We start from the raw sequence: 24,997 nt of genomic DNA, 5'->3' as shown, positions 1-24,997 counted from the left end.
ATATCTTAACATTTTCTACTTGGTGCTAATTAGAATATTATGAAACGATCAAGCGAAAAATTTATTTCCACTGCCAATATGGAGTGGGAAGAACTTGGCGGAGGTGTAAGCCGCAAGTTTTTAGGATGGGACAATCAAATTATGATGGTTCAGGTAAAATTTGAAAAAGGTGCAGAAGGAACTCCGCATCAACATTTTCACACCCAAGCCACGTATTGTGCAAGTGGTAAGTTTGAGTTCAACATCGACGGGGAAAAAAAGATTGTAGAAGGTGGCGACGGAGTGTATATCGAGCCTAATTTAATTCACGGAGCTTTGTGCCTTGAACCGGGTATCCTGATCGACGTTTTTGCCCCTGTTCGCGAAGACTTCCTGGATGGTAGTGGGGTGTCGTACTTTGGAAAAAAATAAAATTAGTCATAAGTAAAAAGACAAAAGTATAAAGATCATTCATCTGAAATGTTTTCTCATGCTCAAGTCTTTATACTTTGTACTTTAATCTTAATACTGTAAAAAATATGAAAATTAAAGGTTTTCGATGGTGGATAATTGGCTTAATCTTTTTGGCCACCGTAATTAATTATATCGACAGAAGTGCCCTCTCAATTATGTGGGGGAATGAAAATGTGGATGGTTCTATTTCGCAGGCTTTAGGTTTAACCAAAGATGATTATGGAAATATCTTAAACATTTTCATGGTGTTTTATGCCCTTGGACAGTTATTTACCGGCAAAATATTTGACAAAGTAGGTACCCGAATTGGATATGTATTGTCCATAGGTGTCTGGGGTCTTTCTTCATTCTTGCATTCTACAGTTCGTGGTTTTTTATCTATTAGTATCTTCCGTAGTTTGCTTGGTTTTTCTGAAGCGGGTAACTGGCCGGGTGCGGTTAAGAGTAACGCAGAGTGGTTCCCGATTAAGGAACGTGCCATTGCGCAGGGATTGTTTAATGCAGGTGCCTCTATCGGGTCCGTTATTGCTCCGCCGTTTATTGCCATGTTATTCGTGGCGTTTGGATGGAGAACCACGTTTATGGTTGTGGGTACTTTTGGTATTCTATGGATTATTCCATGGTTAATAATCAATAAGGCCGGGCCTAAGAAACATCCCTGGATGACGGACGAGGAAAGAACTTATATTCTTGAAGGTCAAAGTGCAGCAGATCAAAAGGATACCGAAGGTATTAAAGGAAAAAGTTTAATGGAAATCCTGAGTTTCCGCGAGTCTTGGTCAATAGTTGTAGGACGATTCTTCCTGGAACCCATATGGTGGTTATTTGTTGGTTGGATGCCCATATATCTGTTTGATGTATACGGATTCGATGTGAAACAGGTAGGTATGTTTGCATGGGTTCCTTATGTTGGAGCAGCTTTAGGTAGTATTGCAGGAGGTTGGGTTTCCGGACAAATAATATCGAAAACAGGCAACATAAATAAAGGGCGTAAAACTACGATATTTATCGGAGGACTGATCATGTTCCTTGGACTGGTTGCAACGGTATTATTTGCTAAATCAGCTTTGGCTTTTGTACTGATTGTTTTCATGGTACTATTTGGGTTTCAGTTTGCCATCGGAAATGTACAGACTTTACCAAGCGATTTCTTTAGTGGAAAATCAGTGGGTTCTTTAGCTGGGTTAGGCGGAATGGTTGGCGTATTCTCGGTAATCGTGATGAACTTTCTGGTACCTATGATTGCAGAAATTTCTTATACACCAATATTTATTGGAATTGCGGCATTTGTGCCGCTGGGAATTGGAGCCATCTATTTCTTTGCCCGCAAAATTCAATCGGTAGAAAGTGTTGAGGAATAGCCGGATTGAGGGATTTTAAAATCTAAAGGTATGATAACCAATAATTAACAGCTGAAAATAAAAACGTTTGATGTGTTTCTCAACTACCTGCCGGTAAGTCATTATTGGTAGTAATTCTGCCGGCAGGTGTTGAGTTTATCATCAATTTGCATAATAACAATTACAAACTTAAAATTAAATAAAATGGAAAAAAAAGGTAAAGTAGCCGTAATAACAGGAGCAACCGGAGGTATCGGATTTGAAGTGTGCAAAAGATTAGGTAAAGACGGATATACCGTGGTTTTAAACGGTATTGAAGATGAACAAGGAGCTAAAAGGGTAGAAGAGCTTGCCGCTGAAGGAATTACGGCGGAGTACTATGGCTTCGACGTTACCAAAGAAGAAGAAGTGACTTCTAATATCAATGCAATCGGTAAAAAATATGGTAAAATTGATCTATTGGTAAACAATGCAGGTGGATTAGGAGGAAGATCCAGGTTTGAAGAAATGACCACCGAATTCTACAGGTTTGTAATGGCGTTGAACCTTGATTCAGTATTTTTTGCTTCAAGGGCGGCTATTCCTTTCCTTAAAAAAGGGGAAAATGCTTCAATCATCAATTATACCTCAAATGCCGGATGGAATGCGGGTGGCCCCGGAGCTGGTGTTTACGGAACATCAAAAGCCGGTGTTCATGCAATAACAAGAGCATTGGCAAAGGATTTAGCTGAATACGGAATCAGGGTAAACGCAGTATCTCCGGGTACTATTGATACGCCGTTCCATGCGCAAATAAAATCAACGAAGCCTGAAGTGTTTGCTTCGTGGAAAAATAATATTTTGTTAGGAAGAATAGGTAAACCGGAAGAAGTTGCTTCAGTTGTATCCTTCTTAGCAAGCGATGATGCTTCTTTCATTACGGCTGAAACTATTCAAATTGGTGGTGGACAAGCACTAGGCATATAATATTTTTAAACTACTCATTATGTTACACCTAACAGGTTTTTAAAACCTGTTAGGTGTTTTAGTGCGGCAAATATGTGATCTAGACTAGACAATAGTTTTGAATTTAAAAATTAGTGGGTTTACAAGGAAGGGTGGTCGTATCTAATGTGGAGCTGGGGATATTATACCTATTTGACTTTGGAAATTAGCAGCTGGTATAATAGCGATAGCCTTTCTCAATACTGCGGAACGACCTGTCCCGAAGTTGTTTTCGGGAATTAATGTTAGCTTTAATACAGCATGCACCCATTAGTTCTGGAGGTAGGGGTAGCGCTAATAAAATTAAAATAGCGGTATGAGTCGTCAGGTTTCTTTAAAATTAACTCGTTCTGATGCTAAATTAGCTATTAACGGCGGACTTACCTTTTCATAAACTAAAATAAAAGTTCTTTCAACTTTATAAACTTTTAACTATCGTATGACTATTCTTGATTATGTATTGCTTGTTTTAGCAGGTTTGGCCGCCGGATTTATCAATGTAATTGCCGGAGGAGGATCGTTAATAACCCTTCCCCTGATGATTTTTCTTGGTGTTCCATCTGTTGTGGCCAATGCTTCAAACCGGGTGGCATTGTTGGCACAAAATATTGTGTCCGTTTCCAATTTTAAAAAGAATAAAGTCATATCAGGCAGTTATCCTGTTTACCTTGGTGTGTCGGCTTTGTTGGGTGCTGTTATCGGAGCGTTTATAGCTGTTGATATCCCCGAAAAACTATTGAATAGAATACTATCGATTGTGATGGTCGTAGTGGCTGGGCTGATCCTTACAAGCCCCAAATTTAAGGTTGGTCAAGAGGAAAAGATGGGGTATAAGAATCGACTTATCGGAGTTATAACGTTTTTCTTTATTGGTATTTATGGAGGGTTCCTACATGCAGGTATCGGTTTTATCATGATCTTATCCTTGGTTAAAATTAATCGTTTCAGCCTTTTAAAGACCAATGCCATAAAGGTAACTGTGGCTTTAATATATACTGTGTCGGCTCTGGCTGTTTTTATATGGCAAGATGTTGTCGATTGGAAAGTTGGTTTAGTGGTGGCCATCGGAAGCTCAACCGGAGGTTGGTTGGGCAGTCATTTCTCTATCAAAAAAGGAGATGTCTGGATAAAAAGATTTCTTTTGGTAGCTATTGTGATAATGGCAGTTAAGCTTTGGCTGTTTTAAATGTTACTAAACAAGATGATAAGAATATATTTATTGGCTTTGTTCCAACTGAGCTGTTAAATGCATAAGGCAAACGCATTTCAAATTCAAGCACGCTTGTGGTTTAATTTAATTAGCCCCGAATTTGATTCAGGGTATTTCAGAGTAGGTATCCGTTTGAGATCCCGGAATGGGGCTCAAAATTTAAACGTATCATCGTGGATTAGTCAATAAATCCAGTCAAAATCAGATAAAGTATTATGGGAAAAGTTATAGTATTTGGAGAGGTAATGTTACGGTTATCTACTGAAGAACATCTAAGGTTTCATCAGGCGGATAAATTGCAAGTTACATACGGAGGTGGTGAGGCCAATGTAGCCATTTCTCTTTCGAACTTTAATGTGAACACGGGCATTGTAAGCAGATTTCCTGCCAATGATATAGGTAATGCTTGTATTAAATCGCTCAAAAAGTTTGGCGTAGATACCAGCCAGGTTTTGTCGGGAGGGAAACGATTAGGAATATATTTTCTGGAAACCGGAGCAGACCAGAGAGGGTCAAAAGTGGTCTATGATAGAGACAACTCATCGTTCGCAACATTGAAGCCCGGAATGATTGATTGGGATACAGTGTTAGAGGATGCAACGTGGTTTCATTGGTCGGGTTTAAGTGCTGCCATTGCGGAAGAACCCACAAAAGCCTTGGAAGAAGGTGTTAGAGCTGCCCATAAAAAGGGGATTACTATTTCCTGTGATATAAATTTAAGGTCGAACCTGTGGAATTATGGTAAAACGCCGAATCAGGTCATGCCTCCATTGGTGGCCATGTGCGATGTGATTTTCGGTAACGAGTATGATGCCGAGCAGGCCATGGGTATTGAGGTTGGAGAAAGTATCCGCGGAAAATTCACGAAAGAATCCTTTATTAGCTCCTCGAAAATGGTCATGGAAAAATATCCCAAAATTAAAAATATAGTTACCACAAGGAGGGGTAATGTCAGTGCCAGCCATAATAAGCTTCAGGGTTTAATGTTTAACGGAAAGGAACTCATTGAAACACCTATTTATGAAATTACCCACATTGTAGATAGAGTTGGGGGAGGGGACGCATTTACAGCTGGAGTGATATATGGAATGCTGAATTGGCTAACGGATCATCAACGAACCCTTAATTTTGCCTTGGCGGCATCAAGTCTGAAGCATACGATATTGGGAGATGCCAATTTGGTTACAGTAGATGAGGTTGAGCGGAATATGAAATCCCTATAGATGAATATTTGAAGTAAATATAGGTATGTTGTTGATATTGTGTTTACAGTAAAGCAAGGGATATAGAGTTTAATTTTCCTCCATATTTAAAATGATTAGCAGATAAACTACCTGAATGTTGGGCTACCTTAGCGGGTGAGATATTCAACGTAACTGGAGATAATAAGGATTTAGCTGCTGCTAAATTATTGGCTCTTAAAGTTATTGAGTGCTTCAAAGCGTTGGCATGTTTATTAAGTTATCAGACGTAAATATGCCTGAATACAGGTTTGAAATGATGGTTGATGTTGTAGTCCGTATGTTTGGGAATGTTGAAAAAGACAAAATTGACAGTATCATTTCCACTGGAAAACAGGATATTGTTAACGTATTATCCATCGGATTTCCTTCTGGCAAGCTTTTTTTTATCTAAAAATTGATCTACTACGCTCATCTTCAGTAAATGGATTTTAAGTTGTTAAAAGTTACTTTCTTCAGCCATTTTTACGACACCGACAGTTAGAATCAAATTAGCGAAGCGACGCTGTTCGCCCGTCTGAATAATCAAAGTGGTGGCAGGTTCCCTGATTTTGTCGTAGAAGGCCCAGCGTTCCATCTCGTCCCACGTTACGTCCCCCAGTAATTTTTTATAAGCATCATGTATTTCTGCGTTTGCCTCAGCAGGTTTTTCCATAACGATTGCACCTTGAATAGGGCATACTTCCAAAATGCCTTCAAGCACGGTGAGTGCATCTAATAACCCCGGGCGAAAGTTAAGGTGTACGGTGGTGGAATTAGGACCTGTCATGGCACCGACTGGTAAATTACCGTCTGCAACAACAACTTGTGCAAAATGGCCTGAACGCGCAAGCACTTCCATAATGGTTGGGTGTATTACCGGAGTTTTTAGCATATCGTTATTTTTTGAATTTGGTAAATATAAACACCAGGTGCTATTTAGCTTCTGGTGTTTATCTGTTTTGTTAAAAAAATAGCATATAGTTTAGGGTCAAATCACATATCATTCAACGATGAACTACATGTTATAAACACCACCATTGATATCGAGCGTAGCACCAGTAATAAAACCGTCGTATTCAGATGCCAGATATAAAACCGCACGCGCTACGTCATCTGCGTTACCTGCTCGTTGGATTGGAATACCAGCCGTTGTTTCGGCCGCTGATTCTTTTGTTGTATGCGTGTTGTGAAATGAAGTTCCAAGGATAAGACCAGGAGCAACGGCGTTAACCCTTATTCCTTGAGGCCCCAATTCAGACGAAAGTGCTCTTGTAAACGTTAGGATAGCTCCTTTGCTGGTAGAATAAACCAACGACCCTGGGTGACCCCCTTTACGCCCGGCGAGCGATGCCAAATTAACAATACTGCTGTTATCGTTTTCTGCCAGATAAGGAGCTGCAGCTCGCGTAACAAACATCATGGATGTGAGGTTGATGTCCATTACCTTGTGCCAGAACTCGGCCTCCATCTCACTAAGCATTTTGCGTGCAACAAGTGAACCTGCGTTATTGATTAGTATGTCCAATCCACCAAGCGCTTCTACTGTTTTTTCGACCAATGCATTCGCATCGGCTTCTTTTGTTAAGTCACCACTTATTGCAACCGCTTTTTGTCCTTTGCTAGTTGCGTATTCCGCCAATTGGTTCGCAGTATCTGCACTAGAAAAATAGTGGATGGCGACGTTGGCTCCGCTATCAATGAAGTGTCTGGTGATTGATTCGCCAATGCCTTGAGCACCAGCTGTTATAAGAATATTTTTTCCGGTTAACTTATTAGTTTCTTTCATGTTATTACTATATTAATAGAGTTAATAATGGTACTCATAAAGAGATGTTATTTTAAGACGTAATGAATGATTCAGGTGTGTAATCCTATCCAAACTTGATATTTGGCAAACTGCATGTCATTACTTATGTAAAATATGGTGCGTTCGTTTAATTATTCAGCTCAGTAGGACTTCTCTTTTTGTATCGTACTATTTTTTAGAAACAATTCCTAAATCTGAACCATCTAAGGCTTTCCCTTTTAAACCTGATTTATCTGACAATTGATAGGTGCCTTCTATAAAGTCTGGTTTTAATGTCCATAAATTTTTAACGTTATATTTTTGATCGCCAGTAACTTTAAGTTTGTCTGATCTGTAGAAATTATTGTTTAAAACATTTACGATAGGCTCACCAACTACCAAATGCATTTCCAGGGCTTTGGTATTATTAAAAATATTATTGTTGATATTATTTACCTGTACACCATATAAAGAAATAGCTGTTTTGTATTTATTTTTGTTACCATAACCCACATGGTCAAATACATTATGCTCAATTTCTAAAAACGGGCCAAAAGTACTCTCATCTTTTCCGCCCCGATATAAGCGCAATGCTGCACCTTGTACGTCGGTAATTGTATTGTTTTTCATGATCATATATTCCACATTATAAGCCCCTATGTCATCAGTTTCTTTATCCAATGCGGCAATGTGTCCTGTAATATTTTCGAATGTTGAGTTTTGAATACTAATGGTATCTGCGAAGGTTCCTTTAGAGACTCGTAGCACATCAAAAGAATGGTTTACGACAAAATTTGTAAATGTGCAATTATCTATGAATAATTTATAATTTTCAATCATTGACTTCTTGCTCGTACTTATGGCCGAATTACCTGCATAATCAGGAGATTTTGCGCCATCGAAAGTGATGTTTTCCAGAAATAAACTACCACCATTCTGAATTTCGAAAGCCATCATTCTTTCAAATAAAATGGTAGCCTTTTCTACTCCTGCAGTTTTAAAAGTCAATGGATGCTTGATTTGAACCGCTTTGGTTAACAGATATGTTCCGCCATTTTCCAGTTCTATAATATCTCCGGCCTCCGATTTTTTTACAACCTCGAATAAGGTATTAATACCTGCTGCTACTTTAATGGTTTTACCTGAATTTAGGGCTGTAGTATTGTCTGCTTTAGAATACCATGTAACCCCTGTGTTTTCTTTAGTTGCTATATTTGGACTGATCGTGACCTTGTTTTTGATTTTATCGGATTGCGGAATTAAGAATCCCTGTTCATTTTTTACCAGTTTGATAACCGCATTTTTAAATCCACCTTTAATACTGGTTTCTAGGTTTTCGCCCAGAATATTATCTTTAAAAGTCACTCCGCTGATATCATCGTAAATCGTAAAAAGGTTTTTCTTGCTTTCATGATAAAAAATATTTCCTGAAATCTCGGATGTTTTAGGTGCTTGACTTCTTTCAGCATCGCTTCCTGCACATAATTGAATATGATCACAATTGATAAACGTATTGTTTTTTACTTTAGAATCGATAACCGGAACATAACGGTTTGGTGGCGAATTTGGCACTCCGTTCATCATTACAAATGCGCCTCTAAAACGATAACCGGTTAAACCAATATGGTAATTGTTTATAACGGTTTGCGTTTCATTAATTACACGTACTCCACCGGTGCTTGGTTTACCGTTTCCAATAAACACATTACCATCAACCATGGTTTCGTTTCCATGACGCATGGTTAAAGTACCTGTACATTCAAAAAAGGTGTTGTATTTAAAGGTATTTTGACACGCTTTATTTGATATAATCTCATGCTCTCCATTACATCTGTCAAAATAATTAGACTCTACTAAGGTATTAGAATTTTCTAAGGCATGATGACTTGTACCTATCCTTAATGTCTCGCCTCCATTATTTCCATATGTAGGTCTTGGTCCAAAATAATTATGATCTATACTGTGATTGTTTGCTCTGCTATCTTGCGTATCTAAACCAACAATCATGGTAACTCCCAAATTCTTTTTACCTACAATATGATTATGGTCTATACGATTATTTTTCCCATAAATAGTAATCCAATAATCTTGTACTTGACGCTCTGGGTTGTTGTAGTTGTCAATAACACACTCTGTTAGACGACAATTACTTGCCATTTCTTTTCTGTTTTTACGAAAAGATATTACGGCATTAGTAGGTGTGTAGCCGTTTTTAAAAACCAATCCTTCTACGTGTAAAAACTCACCAGCAATTTGAAGATTTGATGCTCCTTCTAAAGTTACTTTTCCTTTTTCTTCTACAGTAAGTATAATGGGCTTCTCTTCTGTGCCTTTTCCTTCAAAAACCAATTCAGCATCCTTCCAAACCCCATTTGCTAATGTAATTATTGAGCCTGGTACAGCATTTTCGACTGCTTCATTAAATTCATTAATATCAGTTACAAGGTTTTTTTTGTTTTCATCTGTACAAGACAGGGTTATGATACAAATGCTTGCAAATAATAGATATATATTTTTCATGTCGATAAAAGTTTTAATGGGTGTCCCTAGTGATAAAAAAAGAACAAGGCTTGGGGTGATAGATTATCCTTGATTAGACATTTGTATTTATTTCTTGTACAAGTAATCATTTTTAGTGAAATAGCCTTCGTTAGACACAGCATCATCGCTCACATATAAACTTGCTGTTTTAAACCAAACTTCAGCATAGTTTCCATCTGCATATTGTTTTTGAATATTACCGCCATGTGTTTCAGCACCGGAACACCAGTTTTTATTTATTTCGGGAGATTTCCCATTCGTTTGATTGTACGTCCCTAGCTTAAAAAAAAGACCTTCATCGGCATAGGCATTTTCTCGCTCTACGCCGTCTTGACCGATTGGCACAAATAGATCCTGTGTTTGTTTAGGAATATCGGCAGATGTTGTGTACTCTGATTTGATTAAGTTTTTTGTAAATGTTTTGGTGTCATGACCTTCACTTGTGAATGTTAGGTACATTAACCCATTTTTCACTTCGATTTCGTAACTAAATTCTTCACCTAATTCGATTCCTTCCTTAGGTTCTTCCGGATAGGCGTTTTCTTCGCTACCAACCACAGAAAAGTCATATCCCCAAACAGCTGTTGAATAATCCCATCTTACAGAATTGTCATCACCTGCTGTATTAATTTCATAATGCCAAAAAACGGAACCTTTGCTGTGTCCAGGGAATTTCTTATAAAATATTTTAAGCGGTTCGTTTTCATGTCCATCCGCGCTATGAATCTGGCCAATGACTACAGCATACGAAGCTGCCACCCGAGCATCACCTGTAGATGATACATTCATAACTTTAAGTGTAGCTGACAATTTAGCATCAGTTTTAGGTGTCCATTTTTTTACTTGAGCCAATTCTGTTCTTGTATTGTTTGATGTTCCATGGGTATTTCCCGCATTGGGAGCTTTATAAACTACCCAATTGTTTTTACCATCATATGCAGTATAGAAGAAATCTTTATGCTCAAAATTGTTTGCATGACCAACATTTGAACCATCACCTAAAATCAATTTCCAATCATTGAAAAATGGAGTAATGTCACTTGCGTAAACTGTTTTTTGCGTTTCTTTGTTATTCGTTTCTTTAGCAGTAATGGAACAGCTATGTAGTATTAATATAATACCAAGGATTAAGAACGTTGATAATGAGGTGACAATGTTTTTTTTCATTTTTTTATCGTTTAGTTTCAAAATTCATATTATTAATCATGATAGTATTTAACATTATCTTTAATTATTATATTGATAGGGCTGTAGTTTTTCTTAACAACCTCCTTTTTTAGAATTAAATGGTTAAATAAAGCCATGATTGCATTAAAGACCTGCTCTTCAGGTTTTTGTCCTAGCAAAAAAGTAATAATACCTTTTTCAAGATACCTTACATTATTTGAAAATACATCGTTGCCTATCACCACCATGTCCTTAACATGATTTTGTTCGATAAATTCAGCAACTTTAAACGCTCTTGAATTAGGCACAAAAACACCCTGATATTTTTCCGCATTCATTAAATGTTGCTGCAAGGTTAAGTTGGGTTCGTTTTCCTTAACTATATCAATTTCAAGGGTGGTTGTTGTTATTCCCGTAACACTCAACGCAGACTTAAACCCTTTTATACGATCCCTAATGTGTGCCGAAAAATCTTTGTGAGGTGCTATTTTAATGATCAGCACATTGGAGTTGGCAGTTAAACAGGTTTTCATTAAGCTGCCAGCCACTCTTCCACATAACATAGCCTCCTGTCCAAAATAAGCCAAATTACCTGCGCCAGGCATATCAATATCCATAAAAACAAAGGGTATTTGTTTTTCTTTTAGCTTGCTTACTTTTAGCTTTGCAATTTTATTGAATAATGGGCTAAAAATTATTCCGTCTGGTTCCTCGTCAATGGCCCGATCCAGTGTTTCGCTATATAGGTCCTGAGAAGAGGCATCGAATGTGTAATACTGAATCAAGAAGTTATAATCAGCCAATTCTTTCTTGGCTTTTTCAATGCCCTCAATCGGCTTTTCCCAATATGGATTATTTATGTGCGCGGCAGGAAGACAGATTACAATTTTGTTTAGTCTTTTTGATGAGAGCGACTTGGCAAACATATTGGGCTTATACCCTAACTGATTCGCAATCTGTAATACTTTTTTCCGGGTTTCTTCACTTACTCTTCCGTGCTTATTCAACACGCGATCTACAGTACCTGTTGAAACCCCCGCTTCTTGAGCAATATCCTTAACTCTTACTTTTCTATTCATTTAACAATTTGCGTAAACGATTACGCAAGCAAATGTAAGGATTATTTTTTTAACTGCGTAATCGTTTACGCATTTTTTATTAAGCCAAACTAAATAAACTGAGATCTGTCATTAAGAATTCTTCAAATTTCTTAATTTCAGAAGACAAAAGCCTATTGAGAGAATCCCGATATATAAAATCTTACATGCTTTTATGGAGCAAATTTTAGATAATTATGATCGAATGGGCATTCGGGTGTAATCTAATGAGAGTTTTGGAAAAAAATTAAAGCCGGTTCCTTATTTATAGAGATCGACTTTTTTATTTAGTCAAACTGTAGGGTTCAATATTCTGTAACGGTTCTTTAGGACAAGTCAAGTAGATATTTTAAGGAGTATATATGATGCCGATAGATACTATATGTAGAGTTTACGGCTTATGAGAAGATAACCTTAGATGCAGTTATTTATTTTTCCTTTTACTGTAGCCCTAAATTCTCTGCATTGATAATATCAATCGGTTGATAGTCTTTTTTGTCGGGCACGGCATTGTGTGCCATAAAATCGAAAAGCTTTTTAAATGTCTTTTCGGCTTGTTCTATAGGACGCTGACCTATCAAAAAGTTGATAACCCTTTGTTGAAGGAAATCGCTGTTTTTGCCGAACAGCTCGTACCCAACCAAGAATAAGTTTTGTTTGTTGTATTTTTGTAAATACTCTGCTACCACGTAAGTGCGGGAACTGGAAACGAATACGCCTCCAATGTTGGGGTTGTTCTCAAAAACTTTATCAAGTATTGCTTTTACTTCCTTAGGTTCAGTGTTAGGTACTTCAACGCTTATTTTAAGGCCATTGTTATTTCCGGCATCCATAAAATAACTTAAAAAGCCTTGGTTACGGTGCTTTAGATGCTGAATGTTTTCCAGGTCTTTGGCAATATTGACGATAAGAATATCCTTGGTAGGAGAAATGCCTGTGTCAATTAAGCTGGCCGCGACACGACCGGCCTGGTACGCATCTTCACCTACAAAGGTCAGACTATTGGTATTTTCAATATTGGTATCAATAAAGACGTAGGGTACCTGCATGTCATCTAGTTTATGGCAAAGTTCCTCCGACTCGTTCTTGAGGATGGGAGCCATAATAACCCCATCGGGTTGCCATTCCACAAGCGCAGATGCCTGTTTCATAAAATCGTTGGGGTTATGCATCTCGTAATAAAAGAATTCAAGTTTCGCACGGAAAGGATAGATAGCTTCTTTTCCGTTCTCTATCCCAAGGGGATGCATCTTCCAGAATTGGTTGTCGCCTTGGCAAATAGGAATCAATACGGCAATCTTATAGGTGGTCGGCGACTTTAAGGCACGTGCAGCAACATTGGGTTTGTAGTTAAGCTTTTCCGCTATAGCCAATACTTTTTCCTTTGTGGCAGCCTTCACCTCACCACGGTTATGCAGTACACGGTCTACCGTTCCGATTGAAACACCCGCCTTTTCGGCTATATCTTTTATTCTAATTGTTTTGCTCATTAAAACTAAAACCTCGAATTATTTAAAACAAGTACCAATTTGAATTGCTTTGCAAATATTTTTGTTTGTCCACGAATTTCACGACTTAAACTTATTCTTGTTTTTCCGTGTGATTCGTGGACAAAAAGATGGAAACTGCGCAGCAGTGAACATCAAAATTCCTTTTTTAATTGTGGATTTAGAATCCAAATATCCGTGGCAACCACAAACTAATTTGCGGAATATAGGTCACCATCATCAACACTGCTACCATGGCCAAAAACATAGGGAGCAAAGGTTTTATTACCTTATCGATTTTAATGTTGGCCACACTGCATCCAATAAATAATACCGAACCTACAGGTGGTGTGCACAATCCAACACTCAGGTTCAATACCATAATAATACCAAAGTGTGTTGGGTCAACACCCATATTGGTAACTATCGGTAAAAAAATGGGCGTAAAGATAAGCACTGCCGGAGTCATATCCATAAATACACCAACAATCAACAAAATGAGGTTGATAATCAATAGGATAACGATTGGGTTGTCGCTAATGCCTAATAAACCAGCACTAACATTCTGTGGAATATTCTCATAAGCCATAATCCAGGAAAGACCAATGCAAGTAGCTACTAAAAGGAGCACGATAGCAGTTGTTTTAACCGACCTTAAAATGATATCTGGAATGTCAGAAATCTTAATTTCATTATAAATTAAAGAAAGAACCAGCGCATAAAGCACGGCAACAGCAGACGCTTCTGTAGCGGTAAATAACCCACCTACAATACCCCCGATAACTACAATTAGCAGGAACAAACTTGGAACGGCATCCCACAATACTTTTAAACCACGTTTTACAGAAGCAGGACGTTTAACCGAAAATCTTACAATTAAGAATAATAGAAAAGCACCAATCCCAGCCCAAACCAGGTTGTAGGTTAACACAGATTGCCCTTTGATGGCTATCATTCCTGCAATTAAACCAAATGTTGCAGCGGCACCGACCAGTACCTTTAATGTGGCCAACATGGAGGCTTTGATTCCGCTTTTATAACTGATAACTAATGCCATAGACGTGAGCATGATGGCAAGTCCGGTTAAAATACCGGGTAAATACCCTGCCAGGAAAAGTGCTGTAATAGACACGCCGCCACTGGCCAAAGAATATACAATCAGGATATTGCTCGGAGGAATTGAAAGGCCGGTTGTGGCCGAGGAAATATTAACGGCCGCACTAAAATTCTCGTTGTAACCATCTTTTTTCATCTCCGGCCCCATGATAGAACCAATAGCCGAAGCAGAGGCAGCGGCAGAGCCTGATATGGCACCGAAAAGCATATTGGCAAATACGTTAACGTAGGCCAATCCTGCCGGCCATTTGCCCACCAATATCTTCGCCAGATTGATGAGTCGTATGGCTATTCCGCCACTATTCATGATGTTTCCGGCCAGTATAAAAAATGGAATAGCCAACAAGGCAAAACTGTCCAAACCGGTAGCCATTCTCTGTGCATAGGTAGTAAATGCAGGTAAGGAATCGATACTAACCAACATGGTCAATATTCCGGATATACCAATACTAAAAGCAATGGGTACACCGGATACCAATAAAAATATAAAGGAAAATATAAGAACGAATATACCTAAGTAGTCCATTATGCAAGATTTTCGTTAGGGTGAATAATAAAGTAAATTGAATAGTATAGGATAAGCAACCCGCTTAATGGCATTACCAGGTAAACATAGCCCAAAGGGATTCTTAAGGCCGCAGATGTTACTTCGAATTGGAATCTGGTGATGGACAACCATGCTCCACCAATAACCATAACGGTTATTGCAAACAAAGCTATACAGACATTAATAAAAAGATAAAGTTTGGTTTTATTCGCTTCGGAAGATTTTTGCACCAATAAATCAATGGCCAGGTGTTGTCTTTGTCCTGCTACGTACGCAGCCCCTAATATACCTACCCATATTAATAGGAAGCCGGCCAACTCATCGGTGAATGAACTTGGCGATGAAAGAATATATCGGCTTAACACCTGCCATAATACATCTAATACCAGGATGCTCATGATAAATATGAGCGTTTTCTCCAGGAATTTATCTAGTTTTTGTTTTATTTCCATGTTGTTCAGTTTGCTCCGGTCACACCGGTTAGTTTACGTTTCTGATACGTTGAATTAAGCTGTAAATCTCGGGTTGAGATTTGTACCCATCAAAAATACTTTCAACAGTTTTCATAAATGGAGCTTTATCGGGACGGATAATTTCGACACCCGCCTTTTGTACTTCGTCCAAAGCTTCTTGTTCGGCCTCAGCCCAAAGTCTGCGCTCTTCAGGAACAGAAGCGTCAGCGGCAGCTTGTAACCATTTTTTTTCTTGCTCTGTCAGCTTGTTCCAGACTACGGTACTTATAATTAACACGTCAGGCACGGCGGTGTGTTCGTTGAGGGTATATTTTTTACAAACCTCGTAATGACGCGATGTGTACAAACTGGGAGGGTTGTTTTCGGCTCCGTCAACCACCCCGCTTTGAAGTGCCGTGTATAACTCTCCCCACGAGATTGGTGTTGGAGAACCTCCCATCGCTTTTACCATGTTCATGGCCGTCTGGCTTTTCATCACCCTTATTTTCATGCCATTCAAATCCTCGGGAGAATTAATAGGTTTATCAATGGTATAGTAACTGCGGAAACCCGCATCGTAAAAGCAAAGCCCCTTCAAATTATATTTTTCCGTGGAATTCAGGAATTCTTTTCCGATCGCACCATCCAATACCGTAAAGGAATGTTCCCTGGACTTGAAAATATATGGAAGTCCAAGTACCTGATAATTGGGCGTAAAGCTTTCCATTACGGCAGCGGAAACTTTTGTAATGGCCAGGCTTCCAATTTGTAATAGCTCTACACATTGCTGTTCGCCGCCAAGTTGCCCGCTGGGATATATTTCCATTTTCATTTTGCCCTCCGATTCTTCTTCAAGTTTATCGGCCATAAAAACCATAGCTTTATGCACGGGGTGGGTTGGATCGAGCCCATGGGCCAGCTTAAGGGTGGTGGTCTTGTTGGCAGTTTTACATCCTGCCAGAAATAAAAGAAGGCCAACAAATAATACTGATGCTGCTAATTTAAATCGCATAGATAGTTTTTTTCTAATTTAAAATGGTAGAAATGCTTTAGGCAAGATAATGGCTACCTGTCACAATTTCTATGATTCGATTTTTCCGTTTGTTTTGTGCAAACGTTTGTATTGCTACACAAATATAGTATTTTGATGTTTATTTTTATATAAATCTTTCTTTATATGCCCAAAGTCCAACTGCAGGATTTGAGATAAAATAGATTTCTTCCCCATCGGGCATGGTATTATAACCTTCGGTTAATTTTTCAGGATTATATTTTTCAATCATCCCATTCAAGTCGGCATATTTAAAGTTGACCGATTCTATTTCTTCTTTGGTCAGGTGACCGGGACAGTAGGTAATGTTAAACCGTCCTTCGGAACTTCCATGTATTAGGTGAGCAGCCGCCCCAAGGTTCTCTTCTAATTCCTTGTTTTCCTTCAGCATTTTCATGGTATGAGGAGTTCCCCGATAACCATATTTCCTAATCAAACGGTCAATCTCCTTGTCCTCACCAAATTCTTTTAATCCAGGCGCCAACACGATTAATTCACCATCATCGGCCATAGCCATACGGGTACGATAAATACTTTTGTTGCCCAGCCATGTGCTCTTAAACTCGGACGGGTCAAGATAAACCACGGCCTTTTTGAAAGGTTTATCCAACATGGTAAAGTTCGCTTCCAAAGATAATGCGGCAGCTTTGGTAAACACGGAATAATCATCGCCAATAAATAGTCCTCGCGTAACCAATTGGCCGGATTCTGGATCTCTTCCTATTACAGTGTGCACATACATTATTGGCAGATGGTTGATGAAATTCTCCGAAGCATAATTTAGGATTTCCCGAACAGGATTGTCGGCTCTACCCATCACGTTTTCCATGCCATGTACAGCACCCACAAAATGACTTTTGTTGATGCCTTCTGAACCTCCCGTGCCCACTAGAATATTTTTATTATAGTTGGCCATTCCTATCACTTCGTGAGGCACTACCTGCCCAATTGATAAGATAAGGTCGTGTTTGCCTTCCCAAAGTAGCTTGTTGACTTGCGCAGGCCAATCATAACTTAATGCACCATGGGTTATCTCGGCTACTTTTTTGCCGGGAATGGTCCCGACGGTAACCACATCGTTTCGCCAGTTATGAACCCTGAAAAGACGATGAGGAATACCGGGAAACATGGTGTTTATTTCCTGGTCGGTCATGGCAACATGCGTTCCTAAAGCCGGTAAGATATCGTGCACATGTTCACCGTAGTATTTGAATGCGTATGTGGTTAACTCACCGGCTTTGGAATGAAAACGGGTAAAATCAGGCGGGATAACCAGCACCTTTTTGCGGTGCCCAAGTTGTTCCAGCGCCATTTCCAATCCTTTTTGGAGATCTTCGTTGCTTAATATTTCATCAGCTGCTCCTTGTTCATAATATATCATAACGTTTGCGTTAGTGATGAAAACTATCTCTTCACCCTGGCATTACCATCCCAAATACTCCACACCATTTCTTCGTCGGCAGGTTGAGCATAATCAGTTAAAAATGTGGTAGCCATAGCGCCTGTGGCCCAGCCAAACTGTGGCCATTTTTCGCTTTCCCACCCTTTGAGTATGGCATATAACAATCCGCCCACAAAACCATCGCCACCTCCTATACGGTCAAGCACATGGATAGGGCGAGGTTTGATGACCTGCCAATCGTTGCCTGCCAGTGCGATGGCACCCCATAAATGTTCGTTAACACTAACAACTTCACGCAGCGTTGTTGCGAATACGGAAGCATTGGGGAAAGTTTTTTTCACCCGCTCAATCATTCCCTTGAAACCGTCTATTTTTTCTTCAATGCCTTTTCCTCCGGCTTCAGGGCCTTTGATGCCCAAACAAAGCTGGAAATCTTCCTCGTTACCAATAAGGATATCCGAAACAGAAGCAATCTCGGTAAATATTTCACGTAGCTCTTCTTCGCGATTCACCCAAAAAGAAGCCCGATAATTCAAGTCGAACGATATTCTGGTTCCATGTTTTTTTGCCGCACGGGCTATTTCCAAACAAAACTTACTCGAATCAGGGGATAGTGCTGCAACAAGTCCGGATAGATGAACAATCGCAACGCCTTCTTCTCCAAAAATCCGTTCTAAATCAAAATCTTTTACATTCAAAGTACGTCCTACTTCGCCTGCCCTGTCGTTCCATACACGAGGGCCCCGCGAGCCGAAGCCGCTATCCGCAATATTGATTTGATGGCGGTATCCCCACGGATCACCTTGCTCAACCTCGGGACCTTCGTAATCCATATGGCGCGCTTTCAGGTTGCTTTTAATAAATTGGGCTATGGGGCTACCTTTAACAAAGGAGGTTAATACCTTAACAGGCAGGCCCAGATAAGATGAGATACTGGCAACATTTGTCTCAGCACTGGTAGCCTGCATTTTAAAAGTGTCACTGGCATGAACCGGTTGCCCGTTCTCAGGTGTGATGCGGATTCCCATACTTGTTGGTACAAGTAAAGCGTATTTGCAATATTGCTTAAGTTGGATAGACATATGTAGATTTTTAAGATTTTAATAGCTAAAAAAAATGATTGCCTGATATATGAATAAAAAGAGGCATCAATCTCAGGTGTTACACAATGATTATTTATAAACTACACCACTTTTCTCGATCCCCATCTCCAAACCACGTAATTCCGCTTGTCCACGAAGAAGGCCAAGCGCAGAATAACCTGGGTTGGTTTTCTTTCTCAGATCGTCCAAAATGGTATGTCCGTGATCTGCACGCATAGGAATCTGATCGTCGCGACGATTGGCTGCCGTACGTTTCTTTTGTTCTTTCAGCACAGCCACAATAACGTTGTACATATCCACATTTCCTTGCAGATGGCTTGCCTCGTGGAAACTTCCGTCTGCATCGCGTTGGGTGCTTCTTAAATGTAAAAAGTTGATTTTGTCCCCTAAACGGGTAATGATGCCAGGAAGGTCATTGTCCGGGCGAACTCCCAGAGAACCTGTGCAAACACATAAACCGTTATAAATACTGTCTACAATATTTACGATAAATTGTAAATCGCTTTCGGTACTAACCACGCGGGGTAATCCGAAAAGAGAAACCGGGGGATCATCGGGATGGATGGCCAAACGAACACCGGATTCAATGGCGACAGGAACGATCTGTTCCAGAAAATATTTCAGGTTCGCACGGTATTGGTCAGAATTAATCCCGTCATATTCAGCCAGGCGTCCTCTAAATTCTTCGATGGAGTAGCCTTCCTGACCACCAGGTAATCCTGCAATAATATTCTTTTCCAGGATGTATCTCTTTTCTGCATCCATGGACTCAAATTTCCTTTTTGCAGCTTCAATTTGTTCGGGGGTATATTCTTTTTCAGCACCTTCTCGCTGCAGCATATAAAGGTCGAAAGCAATGTATTCGTGAATGTCGAATTGTAATGCTCTGGCACCATCGTCCAGTTCCATCTCCAGATTGGTACGTGTCCAGTCAACAACAGGCATCCAGTTATAGGTCAAAACAGGAATGCCAACTTTGCCCACATTGCGAATACTTTCTTTATATTTCTCAATCCACATATCACGGTCTGGCTTGCCTTGTTTAATGGCCTCGTGAACAGGAATGCTTTCAATAACACTCCAATTTAAACCTCTGGGTACTGGCGGGGTTACTGAGTCGTCAATTTCAATATGTCTTTTTCTTTTGGCAATTGCTTCCTCGGTCCACACTTCGCCAATTGGTACTTCGTGTAAAGCGGTTACAATTCCTGTTGCACCGGCTTGGCGAATATCCGCCAAAGTTACCGGGTCTGTTGGGCCATACCAGCGCCAAGTTTGTTCCATAGCCATAATTATCCAGCTTTTATCTTAATTAATATTTTACAGTTTTGGGGGCGTTGTGAGATTTTCCGCCTATCTAAATATCCGGGTAACGGAAAAATGACAGTGTGAGAAATCTAAAAATCTCTTATCTAAGTTTAAGCTTACACTCCTGAGTAGGCACTAAAACCTCCATCAACGGGCACTACAACCCCTGTAATAAAGTTGGACCAGTCGGAAAGTAGATAAAGCATAGTTCCCGCTAACTCTTCAGGTTCACCGTAGCGCTCCATTGGCGTGTTTCTGATAATTTTTTCGCCACGCGGGGTTGCTTTGCCAGTTTTTTCGTCAATCAACAGAAAGCGGTTCTGGTTGGTCAATAAAAACCCGGGCGCGATAGCGTTAACTCTAATCCCTGTTTTGGCGAAGTGAACGGCCAACCACTGAGTAAAGTTGTTGATTGCCGCCTTGGCGGCAGAGTAGGCAGGAATCTTGGTCAGAGGAGTGTAAGAATTCATCGACGAGATGTTGATGATCGAACCTTCCTTTTTATCCAGCATGTCCTTGGCGAAAACCATCGATGGAAGTAAGGTTCCTTGAAAGTTTAAGGCAAATACCTTATCGAAACCTTCCATCTCTAATCCAAAGAAAGTGTCTTCAAGATTATTCAACAGGTCATCGGTAAGGAATTCTGCTTTGGTTGTAGCAGAGGCGGCATTACCACCGGCACCGTTAACCAGGTAATCTACCGTGCCTAATTTTTCGTTGATCACAGCCTTTGCCGCCTCCAACGATTTTTTGTCCAGAACACTGGCTGAAATGCCCAGTGAGGTTGTTCCGTATTGTTCTGTAATTTCCGCGGCTACTTTTTCGGCAGCTTCCAGGTTAAGATCAAGAATAGCTGTTTTTACACCGTGCGAAGCTAGTGCTTTAGCCATAGTGGAGCATAACACGCCGCCGCCACCGGTAACAACCGCTACTTTATCTTTTAAATTTAAGGGCACCATCATTTTCGTTTTATAGTATCAAGTATGAGGTATCAAGTATCAAGATTTTTTTAGAAGTATAGAACTAGTGAGGGCACACACGTCTTGATACTTTCGGTCTTGCTACGTGATATTTTATTATTTTCTTACTGCTTTAATATCGGCCATGAGCTGTTTTACCATATTGGTAAGTGCTTTCCAGTCTTTGCTGGCCATAATATCTTTTGGGAAGAGGGCCGATCCCATGCCGACACAAGTTACACCTGCGGCAAACCATTTTTCCAGGTTGTCTTTGGCAAGATTAACCCCTCCTGTAGGCATAATGTCAGTCCAGGGCATTGGCGCCTTAACCGCTTTTACAAAAGAAGGCCCGCCAACTTCCGAAGCTGGGAAACACTTCACCAAATCAGAACCAAGCTCCTGCGCTTTGTTGATTTCTGAGATTGTTCCACATCCGGGTGACCACATCACTTTTCTGCGGTTACAGATTTTAGCCATGTTCTCGTTTAATAGGGGGGAAACGATAAAGTTTGCACCTAATTGTATATACAGCGCAGTTGTTGCTTCTTCAACGATAGAACCAGCACCGAGAATCATTCCTGGTAGATTTTCTGCGGCGTACTTGTTTAGCTCACCAAAAACTTCATGCGCAAAATCACCACGGTTAACAAACTCGAAAACACGAATCCCGCCATCGTAACATGATTTTACCACGTTTTTACAAACCTCAATATCTGAGTGGAAAAATACAGGGACTACGCCTGTTTCTTTCATCGCTTGAAAAACCTCTAATTTTGAATATTTAGCCATTATATTTATATTTTTTATTGACCATGATTAAAAAATGATGATAGATTGCTTCGAACTATTTTACCCCTTAAGGTGTTGATGAAAAAATCTTTTTTGCCCGAAAGACTTTGTTGTTTTCAATTCTAACAATCTATCATCGTAATAAAGTTGTAATTGTAAAAGCCGCTTCTCAAAACCTTATGCAACCTATCTTTGATAAGATTTTGATTTAATACGGATGAAGTATGTAAATCTGTTATTGTGGATTTTAATCTGGTTCGTTAACCTAGCAAAATCCGATCTCTAAATTTCCTTCAAAAACTATATTCTTGACCATCAATTTGATTAAGAATGAAATACAACACATCCGCTTTAACGCAAACTTTTTATCTTGATACACGACCTGATGCGTCACCACCCATCAACTTCTCTACTTCTTCAACAGTTGCCAGGTTGTAGTCGCCGTGAATAGTGTGTTTTAAGCATGATGCTGCTGTAGCAAAATTTAATGCTTTTTGGTCGTCGCCATCGTAGGTCAATAAACCGTATATAAGGCCACCCATAAATGAATCACCACCGCCAACACGGTCTACAATATGTGTGATTTGGTATGTAGGAGCTTGGAACAAAGTTTTGCCGTCGTATAGTACGCCCGACCAGGAGTTATGGTTGGCGTTAATCGAACCCCTTAAAGTAGTAATTACCTTTTTAACACGGGGGTACTTGGCCATAATTTGTTGAGAAACACTTCTGTATGCTTCGGCTTCAACGTGACCGCCGGTTACGTCTACGCCTTCCGGATGGATATCCAACATCATAGCTGCGTCCTCTTCGTTACCTAAAACTATATCGCATCCAGCTACTAATTCAGGCATTACTTCACCACCTGTTTTACCATATTTCCAAAGATTTTTGCGGTAGTTAAGGTCTGTCGAAACGGTTACGCCCATTCTGTTGGCTACTTTAATGGCCTCTAAACAGGCGTCGGCAGCACCTTGAGAAACAGCCGGGGTAATCCCAGTCCAATGGAAGAAATCCGCATCTTTGAATACTTCTTCCCAGTTCACCATTCCAGGTTTAATTTCAGAAAATGCAGAGTAAGCTCTATCGTATACTACCTTACTAGCACGGGCTACAGCACCTGTCTCTAAATAATACGTTCCTAATCTGTCGCCTCCGTATACAATGTATTCTGTGTTAACAGAGTGCTTTTTAAGTTCCATCTCGCATGCTTTTGCAATGTCGTTTTTTGGTAAACGAGTTATAAATGAAACATCAATGCCATAGTTTGCCAACGAAACTGCCACGTTAGCTTCGCCGCCGCCGTATGAAGCATTAAATGAAGTTGCCTGCGAAAAGCGCTGGTATTGAGGAGTTACAAAACGGAGCATTATTTCTCCAAAGGTTACTACTTTCTTTGCCATGGTATTTATTATTAAAAGTTAAAGTATGATTTTGCATTATTGTAAGAAATTCCTTCGATCACGTTCTCTAGAATTTCTTCGTCATCGGGGATCAAGCCCCGTTCAACCTCTTTACCCACATAGTTACACACAATCCTGCGGAAATATTCGTGACGGGGGTAGGATAGAAAACTTCTTGAATCTGTTACCATTCCCACAAACCTGCTCAATAAACTAAGTGCCGATAAGTCTTCAAGGTGTCGTTCCATTCCAGTTTTTTGGTCCAGGAACCACCAGGCCGCACCATAAGTCACTTTCGAAACGCTTGAACCATCTGCGAAGTTACCGCACATGGTCAATAACATCTGGTTGTCCGCCGGATTTAAATTGTACAATATTGTTTGTGCCAATTGGTCGGTGCTATCCAAGTAGTTTAAGAATTGCGACATCTTTACACTTGGCTGTGAATCATGGATGGAATCAAAACCAGTGTCAGCGCCTAAAATATTGAACATGCGGGTATTGTTGTTTCGCAATGCACCCACGTGAAATTGCTGTGTCCAGCATCGTTTGTGGTTCATTTTGGCCAATTCGGCCATAACAGCGGTATTGTATTTTTCTTTTTCTTTCGGGGAAATTGCTTTGCCATCCATTAATTTAACAAAGATGGCCGAAACTTCCTCCTGTGTATAAGGTGCAAAGTAAAAGCGGTCAGGACCACTGTCTGAAATCCGGGCTCCCATAGTATGGAAAAACTCGTGTCTGCGATCCAAAGCCTCAATTAATTCGGTAAAAGTAGAAATGGAAACATCGGCAGCCTGGCCTAATTTCTCAACGTAAGTAATAAAGAAAGTTGAATTGTCTGTTTTTAGCACATTGTCTGCTCTAAACGAAGGTAATACTTTTACCTCAAATCCATCGTCGATTAATTGCTGATGATATTCTAATGAATCGGCCGGGTCGTCCGTAGTCCCAATCATTTCAACATTCATTCGTTGGATGAAGTTTTTTGTACTAAACTCAGGAGCCTTTAACATCTCAGCTGTCTCGTTGTATATTTTCTCCGCCGTTTTAGGGGATAACAAGTCGTTAATGCCAAAACAACGGGCCAATTCTAAATGGGTCCAGTGGTAAAGGGGATTAGAAACTGTGTACGGAACAGTTTCTGCCCACTTCATAAATTTCTCTTTATCGGTAGCATCACCGGTAATAAACTTTTCGTTGATACCATTAATGCGCATCGCTCTCCATTTGTAATGATCGCCGCCTAACCACATATCACCCAAATTGTCATATTTGTAATCCTGGGCTATTGCTTTGGGGTCTAAATGGCAATGGAAATCGATAATTGGTTTGTTTGCAGAATGATTATGGTATAATTGATGAGCAGTGTCGTTTTCCAGGACAAAGTCATCGTGTATAAAAGTTTTATTGATCATGATGTGTTTTTTCAATTTGCCGTATAATGCCGTTAACGAACACGAAAGTACGAACAATTTTAATATAACCAAAAATTTTAACATTTAATTTGGGATACTTGTAGGTAGAAGGACTGCTTAAATAGCTTATAAATAGAGGTTGATAAGGGGATTGGGATTGT

At 39.8% G+C, this 24,997-nt stretch carries 22 protein-coding genes; 6 read left to right on the top strand and 16 right to left on the bottom strand.

What is annotated here, in order from left to right; all coding sequences use genetic code 11:
* Positions 1-39: 39 nt before the first annotated feature.
* The 6 genes from ACRD64_RS06010 (at position 40) to ACRD64_RS05985 (ending at position 5,622) form a co-directional block, all read left to right on the top strand.
* A complete protein-coding gene (locus ACRD64_RS06010) occupies positions 40-411 on the top strand; it encodes a cupin domain-containing protein (RefSeq protein WP_430932328.1) in 372 nt (123 codons plus the stop codon).
* Positions 412-518: 107 nt separating this feature from the next.
* Complete coding sequence (locus ACRD64_RS06005) at positions 519-1,814, top strand: MFS transporter (protein ID WP_430932327.1); 1,296 nt, start codon at positions 519-521, stop codon at positions 1,812-1,814.
* Between the two features lie 183 nt (positions 1,815-1,997).
* Positions 1,998-2,759: an SDR family NAD(P)-dependent oxidoreductase gene (locus ACRD64_RS06000; protein ID WP_430932326.1), complete on the top strand. Its 762-nt coding sequence runs from the start codon at positions 1,998-2,000 to the stop codon at positions 2,757-2,759.
* A gap of 457 nt (positions 2,760-3,216) precedes the next feature.
* The gene (locus ACRD64_RS05995; protein WP_430932325.1) at positions 3,217-3,963 is read left to right on the top strand and encodes a sulfite exporter TauE/SafE family protein; all 747 of its coding nucleotides are present in this window, start codon (positions 3,217-3,219) and stop codon (positions 3,961-3,963) included.
* A gap of 239 nt (positions 3,964-4,202) precedes the next feature.
* Entirely contained in the window at positions 4,203-5,210 is a 1,008-nt protein-coding gene (locus ACRD64_RS05990; protein ID WP_430932324.1) for a PfkB family carbohydrate kinase, read from the top strand.
* A gap of 226 nt (positions 5,211-5,436) precedes the next feature.
* Positions 5,437-5,622: a hypothetical protein gene (locus ACRD64_RS05985; protein WP_430932323.1), complete on the top strand. Its 186-nt coding sequence runs from the start codon at positions 5,437-5,439 to the stop codon at positions 5,620-5,622.
* 45 nt (positions 5,623-5,667) lie between these two features.
* Here the strand turns inward: ACRD64_RS05985 and ACRD64_RS05980 are convergent, their stop codons facing one another.
* From ACRD64_RS05980 to uxaC, 16 genes are all read right to left on the bottom strand, one after another.
* Positions 5,668-6,102 (bottom strand): RbsD/FucU domain-containing protein, encoded by a 435-nt coding sequence (locus ACRD64_RS05980; RefSeq protein WP_430932322.1) that lies wholly within the window; start codon positions 6,100-6,102, stop codon positions 5,668-5,670.
* Positions 6,103-6,225: 123 nt separating this feature from the next.
* Positions 6,226-6,996, bottom strand: coding sequence for an SDR family NAD(P)-dependent oxidoreductase (locus ACRD64_RS05975; RefSeq protein ID WP_430932321.1), 771 nt, complete (start codon positions 6,994-6,996; stop codon positions 6,226-6,228).
* 189 nt (positions 6,997-7,185) lie between these two features.
* Positions 7,186-9,516 carry a polysaccharide lyase 6 family protein gene (locus tag ACRD64_RS05970; protein ID WP_430932319.1) on the bottom strand — a complete coding sequence of 777 codons (2,331 nt, stop codon included), beginning with the start codon at positions 9,514-9,516 and terminating at the stop codon, positions 7,186-7,188.
* 87 nt (positions 9,517-9,603) lie between these two features.
* Positions 9,604-10,704, bottom strand: a complete 1,101-nt coding sequence (locus ACRD64_RS05965) for a polysaccharide lyase family 7 protein (RefSeq protein ID WP_430932318.1) — start codon at positions 10,702-10,704, stop codon at positions 9,604-9,606.
* Positions 10,705-10,736: 32 nt separating this feature from the next.
* Complete coding sequence (locus ACRD64_RS05960) at positions 10,737-11,783, bottom strand: LacI family DNA-binding transcriptional regulator (protein WP_430932317.1); 1,047 nt, start codon at positions 11,781-11,783, stop codon at positions 10,737-10,739.
* A gap of 458 nt (positions 11,784-12,241) precedes the next feature.
* A complete protein-coding gene (locus tag ACRD64_RS05955; protein WP_430932316.1) occupies positions 12,242-13,291 on the bottom strand; it encodes a LacI family DNA-binding transcriptional regulator in 1,050 nt (349 codons plus the stop codon).
* A 178-nt stretch (positions 13,292-13,469) separates the two neighbouring features.
* Positions 13,470-14,930, bottom strand: coding sequence for a TRAP transporter large permease (locus tag ACRD64_RS05950; protein ID WP_430932315.1), 1,461 nt, complete (start codon positions 14,928-14,930; stop codon positions 13,470-13,472).
* Positions 14,930-15,403: a TRAP transporter small permease gene (locus ACRD64_RS05945; RefSeq protein WP_430932314.1), complete on the bottom strand. Its 474-nt coding sequence runs from the start codon at positions 15,401-15,403 to the stop codon at positions 14,930-14,932. The genes ACRD64_RS05950 and ACRD64_RS05945 overlap by 1 nt, the downstream gene beginning before the upstream one ends.
* A 28-nt stretch (positions 15,404-15,431) precedes the next feature.
* Positions 15,432-16,415, bottom strand: a complete 984-nt coding sequence (locus tag ACRD64_RS05940; protein WP_430932313.1) for a TRAP transporter substrate-binding protein — start codon at positions 16,413-16,415, stop codon at positions 15,432-15,434.
* A 145-nt stretch (positions 16,416-16,560) separates the two neighbouring features.
* Positions 16,561-17,835: a lactate racemase domain-containing protein gene (locus ACRD64_RS05935; RefSeq protein ID WP_430932312.1), complete on the bottom strand. Its 1,275-nt coding sequence runs from the start codon at positions 17,833-17,835 to the stop codon at positions 16,561-16,563.
* Between the two features lie 23 nt (positions 17,836-17,858).
* Positions 17,859-18,938 carry a sugar kinase gene (locus tag ACRD64_RS05930; RefSeq protein ID WP_430932310.1) on the bottom strand — a complete coding sequence of 360 codons (1,080 nt, stop codon included), beginning with the start codon at positions 18,936-18,938 and terminating at the stop codon, positions 17,859-17,861.
* A 90-nt stretch (positions 18,939-19,028) separates the two neighbouring features.
* Positions 19,029-20,249, bottom strand: a complete 1,221-nt coding sequence (gene uxuA / locus ACRD64_RS05925) for a mannonate dehydratase (RefSeq protein WP_430932309.1) — start codon at positions 20,247-20,249, stop codon at positions 19,029-19,031.
* Positions 20,250-20,383: 134 nt separating this feature from the next.
* Positions 20,384-21,229 (bottom strand): SDR family oxidoreductase, encoded by an 846-nt coding sequence (locus tag ACRD64_RS05920; protein ID WP_430932308.1) that lies wholly within the window; start codon positions 21,227-21,229, stop codon positions 20,384-20,386.
* A 114-nt stretch (positions 21,230-21,343) separates the two neighbouring features.
* Complete coding sequence (locus tag ACRD64_RS05915) at positions 21,344-22,015, bottom strand: bifunctional 4-hydroxy-2-oxoglutarate aldolase/2-dehydro-3-deoxy-phosphogluconate aldolase (RefSeq protein ID WP_430932307.1); 672 nt, start codon at positions 22,013-22,015, stop codon at positions 21,344-21,346.
* 365 nt (positions 22,016-22,380) lie between these two features.
* Positions 22,381-23,418, bottom strand: coding sequence for a PfkB family carbohydrate kinase (locus tag ACRD64_RS05910; protein ID WP_430932306.1), 1,038 nt, complete (start codon positions 23,416-23,418; stop codon positions 22,381-22,383).
* Positions 23,419-23,429: 11 nt separating this feature from the next.
* Entirely contained in the window at positions 23,430-24,836 is a 1,407-nt protein-coding gene (gene uxaC / locus ACRD64_RS05905; protein ID WP_430932305.1) for a glucuronate isomerase, read from the bottom strand.
* Positions 24,837-24,997: the final 161 nt, after the last annotated feature.

This window comes from Saccharicrinis sp. 156, from assembly GCF_050589685.1.
Taxonomy (GTDB): Bacteria; Bacteroidota; Bacteroidia; order Bacteroidales; family Marinilabiliaceae; genus Saccharicrinis.
The sequence above is the reverse complement of the archived record's forward strand: the minus strand, read 5'-3'. Positions and strand labels throughout refer to the sequence as shown.

Bases quoted from the DNA above. Each gene is read 5' to 3' on its own strand.
- ACRD64_RS05945 (WP_430932314.1), bottom strand. From the start codon at position 15,403: ATGGAAATAAAACAAAAACTAGATAAATTCCTGGAGAAAACGCTCATA.
- ACRD64_RS05940 (WP_430932313.1), bottom strand. From the start codon at position 16,415: ATGCGATTTAAATTAGCAGCATCAGTATTATTTGTTGGCCTTCTTTTA.
- ACRD64_RS05975 (WP_430932321.1), bottom strand. From the start codon at position 6,996: ATGAAAGAAACTAATAAGTTAACCGGAAAAAATATTCTTATAACAGCT.
- ACRD64_RS05950 (WP_430932315.1), bottom strand. From the start codon at position 14,930: ATGGACTACTTAGGTATATTCGTTCTTATATTTTCCTTTATATTTTTA.
- ACRD64_RS05965 (WP_430932318.1), bottom strand. From the start codon at position 10,704: ATGAAAAAAAACATTGTCACCTCATTATCAACGTTCTTAATCCTTGGT.
- ACRD64_RS06010 (WP_430932328.1), top strand. From the start codon at position 40: ATGAAACGATCAAGCGAAAAATTTATTTCCACTGCCAATATGGAGTGG.
- ACRD64_RS05995 (WP_430932325.1), top strand. From the start codon at position 3,217: ATGACTATTCTTGATTATGTATTGCTTGTTTTAGCAGGTTTGGCCGCC.
- ACRD64_RS05985 (WP_430932323.1), top strand. From the start codon at position 5,437: ATGTTTATTAAGTTATCAGACGTAAATATGCCTGAATACAGGTTTGAA.
- uxaC (WP_430932305.1), bottom strand. From the start codon at position 24,836: ATGATCAATAAAACTTTTATACACGATGACTTTGTCCTGGAAAACGAC.
- ACRD64_RS05970 (WP_430932319.1), bottom strand. From the start codon at position 9,516: ATGAAAAATATATATCTATTATTTGCAAGCATTTGTATCATAACCCTG.
- ACRD64_RS05955 (WP_430932316.1), bottom strand. From the start codon at position 13,291: ATGAGCAAAACAATTAGAATAAAAGATATAGCCGAAAAGGCGGGTGTT.
- ACRD64_RS05930 (WP_430932310.1), bottom strand. From the start codon at position 18,938: ATGTCTATCCAACTTAAGCAATATTGCAAATACGCTTTACTTGTACCA.
- ACRD64_RS05935 (WP_430932312.1), bottom strand. From the start codon at position 17,835: ATGATATATTATGAACAAGGAGCAGCTGATGAAATATTAAGCAACGAA.
- ACRD64_RS06000 (WP_430932326.1), top strand. From the start codon at position 1,998: ATGGAAAAAAAAGGTAAAGTAGCCGTAATAACAGGAGCAACCGGAGGT.
- ACRD64_RS05980 (WP_430932322.1), bottom strand. From the start codon at position 6,102: ATGCTAAAAACTCCGGTAATACACCCAACCATTATGGAAGTGCTTGCG.
- ACRD64_RS05920 (WP_430932308.1), bottom strand. From the start codon at position 21,229: ATGATGGTGCCCTTAAATTTAAAAGATAAAGTAGCGGTTGTTACCGGT.
- uxuA (WP_430932309.1), bottom strand. From the start codon at position 20,249: ATGGCTATGGAACAAACTTGGCGCTGGTATGGCCCAACAGACCCGGTA.
- ACRD64_RS05915 (WP_430932307.1), bottom strand. From the start codon at position 22,015: ATGGCTAAATATTCAAAATTAGAGGTTTTTCAAGCGATGAAAGAAACA.
- ACRD64_RS05960 (WP_430932317.1), bottom strand. From the start codon at position 11,783: ATGAATAGAAAAGTAAGAGTTAAGGATATTGCTCAAGAAGCGGGGGTT.
- ACRD64_RS05990 (WP_430932324.1), top strand. From the start codon at position 4,203: ATGGGAAAAGTTATAGTATTTGGAGAGGTAATGTTACGGTTATCTACT.
- ACRD64_RS05910 (WP_430932306.1), bottom strand. From the start codon at position 23,418: ATGGCAAAGAAAGTAGTAACCTTTGGAGAAATAATGCTCCGTTTTGTA.
- ACRD64_RS06005 (WP_430932327.1), top strand. From the start codon at position 519: ATGAAAATTAAAGGTTTTCGATGGTGGATAATTGGCTTAATCTTTTTG.